Source organism: Alkalimonas sp. (genome assembly GCF_020831925.1).
Lineage (GTDB): Bacteria > Pseudomonadota > Gammaproteobacteria > Enterobacterales > Alteromonadaceae > Alkalimonas.
Genome location: NZ_JAFIFQ010000085.1, coordinates 1 through 7,181, shown reverse-complemented (window position 1 = coordinate 7,181; position 7,181 = coordinate 1). Strand labels below are relative to the sequence as shown.

Here is a 7,181-nt window from a genome sequence, read left to right as displayed (position 1 = left end):
GGGAAGATTTAGCCAGCCTGCACCAGGTCTCCAATCAGATCGCCGCTTTATTGCACGATGTGCCAGGGTTGCAGGGCCTGGAAACCGCCCGTGAAGAGCAAAGCCCCTTATTGCAAATTCGGGTGGATCGTGAGCGGGCGGCGGATTTTGGTTTAGGTGTAGCGCAGGTTGGCCAGGCTATCCGGCAGGCGGTGCATGGTGCTGTGCCGTCACGTTTCGTTGATCAAACCCGTGAGTACGATATTCGGGTGCAATTGCCGCGCGCGCAGGTGCAGGATGCCGAGCAACTGGGTAATTTGCTGCTGTTTCGTCAGCAGGGCCAGACGGTGTTCTTACGTGATCTGGCCCGCTTTGAACTGACCGATGGCCCGGCCCATATTGAGCGGGAGAATCAAAGCCGCTTACTGCGCATGAATGCTGATATCAATACCGCAGAGTCGGATGTGGCCAGTCTGATGGCCGAAGTGGAGCGACGACTGGTCGATCTGGAGCTACCGGATCAATTCAGCCTGATTTTAGGCGGCCAGTGGGAAACCATGCAGGAAACCCAGCGTGAGCTTGGGCTGGTCATTTTGCTGTCGATTTTTCTGGTGTTTGTGGTGCTGGCGGTACAGTACGAGAAGCTGAGCAATCCGCTGGTGATTATCGCAGCGGCACCGATGTCATTGATGGGCGTGGTGCTGGCTTTATGGATAACCGGCAGCTTGTTGTCAGCGCCGGTTTTGATTGGGGTGGTCCTATTGATTGGCATCGTGGTGAACAATGCCATCTTGCTGGTGGAGTACATTGAGCTTGGTCGCGCTGAAGGCAAAGCGATGGAACAAGCTATTATTGAAGCCGGTCAGGTAAGGCTGCGGCCTATTTTGATGACCACGCTGACCACCGTACTTGGCATGACCCCGTTGGCAATCGGGCTGGGCGAGGGAGCTGAGATCATGCAACCACTGGCTATCAGCGTAATTGGCGGTTTGCTCGGGGCTATGCTGCTAACCCTGTTGCTGGTTCCTGTGTTGTATCTGTTGATTATCGGTGCCAGTGAGCAATTGGTGCAGGCGCTGACTGGCAAGCGGCCAATGCGGCATTAAGGGCGACTGGCCAGGCCAAAGCTTTTTGCTGGGACAGCGTGGTGGCTGTTGCCCAGTTTTTTTTGCAAAATGCTTTGTATTTTCCCCGCAGAGAATGGCTTGGCGATAAAACCGGCGGCTCCGGCCTGTACACTGAACTTCAGGTTGTCTACGGTGTTGTGTGCGGTGACCACCACCACCGGGCTGGCCGGCGCTAACGCTCTGAGTTGATGAATCAGCTTGGTGCCATGAATATCCGGCAACTCCAGATCAAGAAAGATCACATCGAAACTCTGGTTGTTAAGTTGCAGCAGCCCATGAGAGCCGTTATCAGCATCTACTATCTGTGAAAAGCCAAGCAGTTTAAGGGTTTGGCGCAGTAATTCGCGAATGGTGGCATTATCATCGATGATCAGGGCTGTGTTGAAGTTCATCGCAAGTTCCTTTTGCTACACTCTTGTGTTGTCGGCTCAATGCAATGACCGACTCTTTTTTAAAGTATAGCCGCTGCTTCGTCCGCTGCCATAAAAAAGGCAAGCAACACAGCATCGGCAGATCCCATGTTGACTTGCCTTGCTCGCATCAGACTTTGATGTCGATGTTCATGCCCAGATTACCAACCGGTGATGGGCTTTGTGCTGCTGCAGAGCTCTGCATGGCACTTTCCACCAACAGGTTGGTCATCTGCGCTTCCTGATTAAGCTGCTTTTTTGCCATTACAGCTCCCAGGACTTCAAACGCCTGGGCCGAAGCCGTGGCGCCAACGGATTGACTCATAAAACCTCCTTGGGTTAGAGCAAGTCGTCACCAGTTTATCGGCAGGTGGCAACTCATCTTAAGCGGTATTTTTGTCATGCTGTTTTGGCCGTTTGTTTTCTAAGTTTTTGCAGTACTTCGGCAATTTTCTGCCCAAAGAAGGGTTTGGTAATAAAAGCGGCGGCACCGGCTTGCATGGCCTGCTGCAGGTTTTCGCGGGTGCTGTGCGACGTAATAACCACCACCGGAGTGGAGCAGGCCTCTTTAAGCTGTTTGAGCAGGGTAATACCATGCGTATCAGGAAGTTCCAGGTCCAGAAAAATGATGTCTACTTTGTCTTTTAGAGCATGTTGTAAACCCAGTCGACCGGTCGGTGCATCTATAATCTGCTCAAACTTCATGGAGTGCAGGATTTGTCGGAGTACTTCCCGTATCAGAGAATTGTCATCGATAATAAGCGCTGACTTCATTCGGTGTGTCCTTTCTAAAAACGGGAGGCGTTAAGGCTGTAACATGATTCTAGTTCACCTTACGGTTTATGCTGTCTTTTGGATGTGCCGTACGGTGATTATCATAATTTTATCAGAGTAACGCTGTGCTTTTTTCTGCCGCTTTGTTTCGCATGGGAGGAAAAATGATGCCGCCTGTTGCAGCAGGCGGCATCCGACTTATCGCAGGAGTGACTCATTTCTCCAATGCGTTAAGAAGCCTGAACCAGAGCTGTCGATTGCGCTTTAATTTGCGACTGCGACAAGGCTGGTGTAAATCTTGGACTAGCTGGTTTTAAAGGTAAGGTTGCTATTGTATCCGATTGTGCCGCTGCCGGCATCAGTGGACGGATAGGACGAACCGGTCGGGTTGGCCCTTTCTTGAAGCGGCCTTTAATAATTGGCTCGGTCTTTTTGATGTTGGCTCCCAGGCGATTGATCAGACACTGCTGTATATCACCGATGGAATAGCCTTGCTTAATCTTCATACGTAGATAGGGTAAGCCAACGGCTTCCAGTGCTCCGCTGACATACCAGTCATGGCTGGCCTTGTGGCCCTGTTTGCTGTTGGGGTTTACCAAGTCAATCACCGCTACCACCGTCATATCGTTTGGATCACAAAGCACAAAATCCAGGTACTTATGGTTCATTTTTAACAGGGCGTTGCGACGGGTCTTGCTGCTGGTGTTTTTCTTAAAGTCCAACACATCGGCCAGTTTTACCCGGCTCAGAACCTTGTACTCTTTGTCGACCGCTTGTTCCAATAAACGTAAAAAACCACGTTCTACCTGAGTAAAGACAGGGCCACGCTTTTGAAATGGAAACGGATTGCCCTGCTCCACAAAGCGACTGGCCACAAGGGCAGCAACCACCACCAGGGCAACCAGCAATAGCAAGATAAACTCCATAATCCCTCCGACAAGAAATTGACATAGCCACAAGAATTTTCCTGTACTGGCTAGACTAAAGCACAAGCTATGCCAACATTATGAGTGGGTGGCAATAGTGATATTTATGGTATGAATCACAAGTATATCGCTCATTGATTTTAATTATGGTTGGTGGCGGCTTATAGTGGGGTATAGCGCACCTAGCTGAAGCACTGTTTCAGGTGAAAGACGAATAATCAGGTCAGCCTTACTGGCCGTGAAGGAGATGCCCATGACGACCGCAGCGATTGAACGCCACAGCTTGTCCATTCAAACCAACCCGGCCGATGCCGGTTTTCAGCAGCAGCTGGAGCAGGTATTTACTAAGGAAGCTTGTGACTTAGTGGTGGAGCTGACCCGTGAATTTCGGCCCAGGCTGCAGCAGTTACTGGCTGAGCGCGGGCAAAAGCAAGCGCGGTTCGATGCCGGCGCTTTGCCGGACTTCTTAGCCGAGACCAAACACATTCGGGAGTCGGATTGGCAAGTCGCTGCTATTCCAGCCGATTTGCAGGATCGTCGATTGGAAATTACCGGTCCGGTTGATCGTAAGATGGTGATCAATGCGCTCAATGCCGATGTGAAAGTCTTTATGGCCGACTTTGAGGATGCGCAGTCACCCACCTGGCAAGGGGTGGTGGAAGGTCAAATCAACCTAAGAGATGCCAATCTGGGCACCATTAGCTATACCGATCCGCAAAGTGGCAAGCACTATGCGCTCAAGGACAACCCGGCGCTGTTAATAGCGCGGGTACGTGGCCTGCACCTGTGGGAGAAACACTTGCAGGTGGATGGCGGTCAGGTACCTGGTGCTCTGATGGACTTCGCGCTCTACTTGATTCATAACCTGGCGCAGCGTCAGAAAATGGGCACCGGCGTTTATTTTTACCTGCCGAAATTGCAAAGCCATCAGGAAGCCAAATGGTGGGATGATGTGTTTCGTTACACCGAACAAAAATTTGGCGTGCCAGTAGGCACCATTCGTGCCACCGTGCTGATTGAAACCCTGCCGGCGGTGTTTGAGATGGATGAAATTCTCTACAGTTTGCGCGATCACATCGTGGCACTGAACTGTGGCCGCTGGGATTATATTTTCAGCTACATCAAAACGCTGAAAAATCACCCGGATCGGGTACTGCCAGACCGGCAGGTGGTTACTATGGACAAACCCTTTTTAAGCGCTTACTCACGCTTGCTGATCAAAACCTGCCACAAGCGCGGTGCTCTGGCAATGGGCGGTATGGCGGCGTTGATTCCTGCCAAAGATCCGGAGCAAAATAAAGCCATCTTAGCCAAAGTAACTGTCGACAAAGAACTGGAAGCCAGCAATGGCCATGACGGTACCTGGATTGCGCATCCTGGCTTAGCAGCTACCGCTGGCGCAGTGCTGAATAAGTACCTGGGGGATACACCAAATCAATTGAAGGTACTGCGCGAGCAGGATGCACCGGTGACGGCTGCTGACTTACTGGCGCCTTGTGATGGTGAGCGCACCGAAACCGGTATGCGTACCAATATCCGGGTGGCGCTGCAGTACCTGGCGGCCTGGATCAGCGGCAAAGGCTGTGTGCCGATTTACGGCCTGATGGAAGATGCCGCCACCGCAGAAATTTCCCGCGCCTCCATTTGGCAGTGGATCCAGCACGGCAAAACGCTTAGCAATGGCCTGCTGGTGACTAAGCAGTTGTTTGCCAGCATGCTGGATGAAGAGGCCGAGGTAGTCAAAGCCGAAGTGGGCACAGAGGTCTGGGCCAGCCAGAACTTTGAGCGGGCCAAAAGCCTGCTGCTTGACATCACCACTGCCGATGAATTGGTAGATTTTTTAACCTTACCCGCTTACGACTTACTGCCGTAACGTCCAAGGTGTTAAACGACTTTGGCTCTCCCTAACCTGGGATGCTGGGAGCCACTGCAGCCGCTGCTGATCTTGCTGATGTCAGCAGCGGCTGAATTTATTAGCTGCTGCAATTTCTGACGCTAAAGTAGCGACGCAAGAAACTTAGCAAATGGCACGATATCCTGTTTGACGCTAGCCGATTCTAATGCCTGCATATATTCATCGCGCCGTTCGACTGGAACGACTGTCCAAGGGTAACCTCCTGAGGCCATCATTAAATTCATAATGAATCGTCCCATTCTGCCATTGCCATCGAAGTATGGGTGGATATACACAAACATGAAATGCCCTAAGATAACTCTGACGGCAGCATTTTTTTCTTCAGCGAGTAAATCGAATAAAGTAGGCATCATATCTCTGATGGCTTCTCTATTAGGGGGGGTGTGCATTGACTGGCGAATATAAACAGGCCCCGAACGATAACCGGCCAGATCCGATTGCTTAATAATACCGGCCGCAACACTTGGGCCAAACAAAGCCAGGTACCAGTCGCTATGCGTATGCTCTAAAACATCGCCTGGGTTCTTGCCTTCTAAAACTGCCCTCACTGCTTTTTTAACTTCCTGAAATGCATCCCAGTAGCCTTTCGCAGCCATCGCATCCATGTGCTTTTTGCTTTCATCAGAGCCCTCAGTGTGCCAGTTGCCAGTGCGAACAAGCTCAATCAGATCGCGAGTAACGCGATAGCCCTCAATAGATAGAGAGTGATAGGCATCTGTAACGAACTTATCGTCCACCTCACTAATGTACGTTTTGATATCTACTGCTTGATTTGTTGGCTCAGGAAAGTGTGCGATAACACGTTCACGCATCTGCGCCCATATAAGTCGCATGCGATTCACATAAGGTGATACATCACGGCGACCAAAACTTACCTGAAGTATCTCTTCAAAAGGATCTTCTTCCTGTACTTTGAAATCGGCCGCTTGCATGCCTTTTAAGATATTGTCAGCGATTAAATCTCGGCCAATATTCCTAAAAGCCCCGACTAGCCGGCCAGCAATTACACTGTGGTTGCCAGCTAATAAAACGGACAACACATCTGAAGCATCTGTCACCATGGATAAGGCAGTACGCATTTGTATAGGCGCATTTATAAAGTGATTAGCTGAACAAGAGACTAGCGCTGAACCTAAACTGTATACGTTCAGCCCCTCTATATTTTCTATGTGTTCAACATCAGGTAAGTTTAGTCTGACATCAAAAATCGACGTATTGTGCAAAAAGGCAGTGGGTTTATTATTCCCTTTCGAAGAGCGAACGAGCAATTGCTGAGGAACTGTTTTATCCCCGATGTGAAGGCTAATTGACTGCTCCGGTGATAGACACCAGGATTTGTCGAACCGTTCTGACAAGTAGGCAGCACAGAAATCCCAGAAAGAGCTATACCAAGAGGTGCTATCACCCGGACTTGCATCAGGCATTGCAGGGATATACCAGCCTCGGATAACTTCCCGAATAAAACCGTGCTTCAAAAGTCGTTCGCGATGCACTCGGCTTAATTGCTTAGACTGTATGGCGACAACACCCGATTCTTGAAGCTGCTTTAATTGCTCAAGTGAATCAGCTAGTTTTTGTGATCTATCGCTCATAGTCGCTTCCCATTGGTCATCGAATTGCGTGTAGATCTAGAGTTTAGGTGTAAGTGTTTTATCATTTATAGGTTTTGATGTCATTTAATTTTTAGGTTTTATTGCTCCTCTATTTTTAGGTTTTGGTGTTTTATGAACGAATTTAAATACCGAGTGATTGGTTTGACCCCATAGTTTTCGTCCCTTGTTTATACCTAGCTTTTTTCAGGCTCAGGCATTGATCTCATCCGCTGTTTCTGTGATCAGCCGCCGCAGCCAGATATGGCTGGCGTCTTGATGCAGCAGCGGGCTCCAGATCATTTTTAACTCTATCGATGGGATGGCAAACGGCGGATCTAAAATCGCCATGCTGTCATCGTTCTCATACAGCCTCGCGGCCCGTAGTGGCAGGGTGGCAATCAGGTCCATTTCCACCGCCAGATGCATCGCCACATGGTAGTTGCGGGTAAAGACACTGA

7 protein-coding genes and 1 pseudogene are annotated in these 7,181 nt (G+C 50.0%); 2 read left to right on the top strand and 6 right to left on the bottom strand.

Annotated elements, in window-relative coordinates; all coding sequences use genetic code 11:
* Positions 1–1,085 (top strand): efflux RND transporter permease subunit (locus JJU14_RS15760; RefSeq protein WP_228614676.1); only part of this gene is annotated, 1,085 nt, incomplete at its 5' end.
* Here the strand turns inward: JJU14_RS15760 and JJU14_RS15755 are convergent.
* The 4 genes from JJU14_RS15755 to JJU14_RS15740 all read right to left on the bottom strand — a co-directional run bounded on the left by JJU14_RS15755 (position 1,082) and on the right by JJU14_RS15740 (position 3,216).
* Positions 1,082–1,498 carry a response regulator gene (locus JJU14_RS15755; protein WP_228614675.1) on the bottom strand — a complete coding sequence of 139 codons (417 nt, stop codon included), beginning with the start codon at positions 1,496–1,498 and terminating at the stop codon, positions 1,082–1,084. The genes JJU14_RS15760 and JJU14_RS15755 overlap by 4 nt on opposite strands.
* A 148-nt stretch (positions 1,499–1,646) precedes the next feature.
* Entirely contained in the window at positions 1,647–1,841 is a 195-nt protein-coding gene (locus JJU14_RS15750; protein WP_228614674.1) for a hypothetical protein, read from the bottom strand.
* Between the two features lie 74 nt (positions 1,842–1,915).
* Positions 1,916–2,290: a response regulator gene (locus tag JJU14_RS15745; protein WP_228614673.1), complete on the bottom strand. Its 375-nt coding sequence runs from the start codon at positions 2,288–2,290 to the stop codon at positions 1,916–1,918.
* Between the two features lie 230 nt (positions 2,291–2,520).
* Positions 2,521–3,216, bottom strand: a complete 696-nt coding sequence (locus tag JJU14_RS15740) for a DUF2726 domain-containing protein (RefSeq protein ID WP_228614672.1) — start codon at positions 3,214–3,216, stop codon at positions 2,521–2,523.
* Positions 3,217–3,463: 247 nt separating this feature from the next.
* On the opposite strand from JJU14_RS15740, the gene aceB reads away from it, so the two are divergent.
* Positions 3,464–5,089 carry a malate synthase A gene (gene aceB, locus JJU14_RS15735; protein WP_228614671.1) on the top strand — a complete coding sequence of 542 codons (1,626 nt, stop codon included), beginning with the start codon at positions 3,464–3,466 and terminating at the stop codon, positions 5,087–5,089.
* A gap of 122 nt (positions 5,090–5,211) precedes the next feature.
* Here the strand turns inward: aceB and JJU14_RS15730 are convergent, their stop codons facing one another.
* Together JJU14_RS15730 and JJU14_RS15725 are read right to left on the bottom strand one after the other, a co-directional pair.
* A complete protein-coding gene (locus JJU14_RS15730; RefSeq protein ID WP_228614670.1) occupies positions 5,212–6,723 on the bottom strand; it encodes a Fic family protein in 1,512 nt (503 codons plus the stop codon).
* Between the two features lie 210 nt (positions 6,724–6,933).
* Positions 6,934–7,181, bottom strand: a pseudogene (locus JJU14_RS15725) (LysR family transcriptional regulator); the annotation flags it as partial.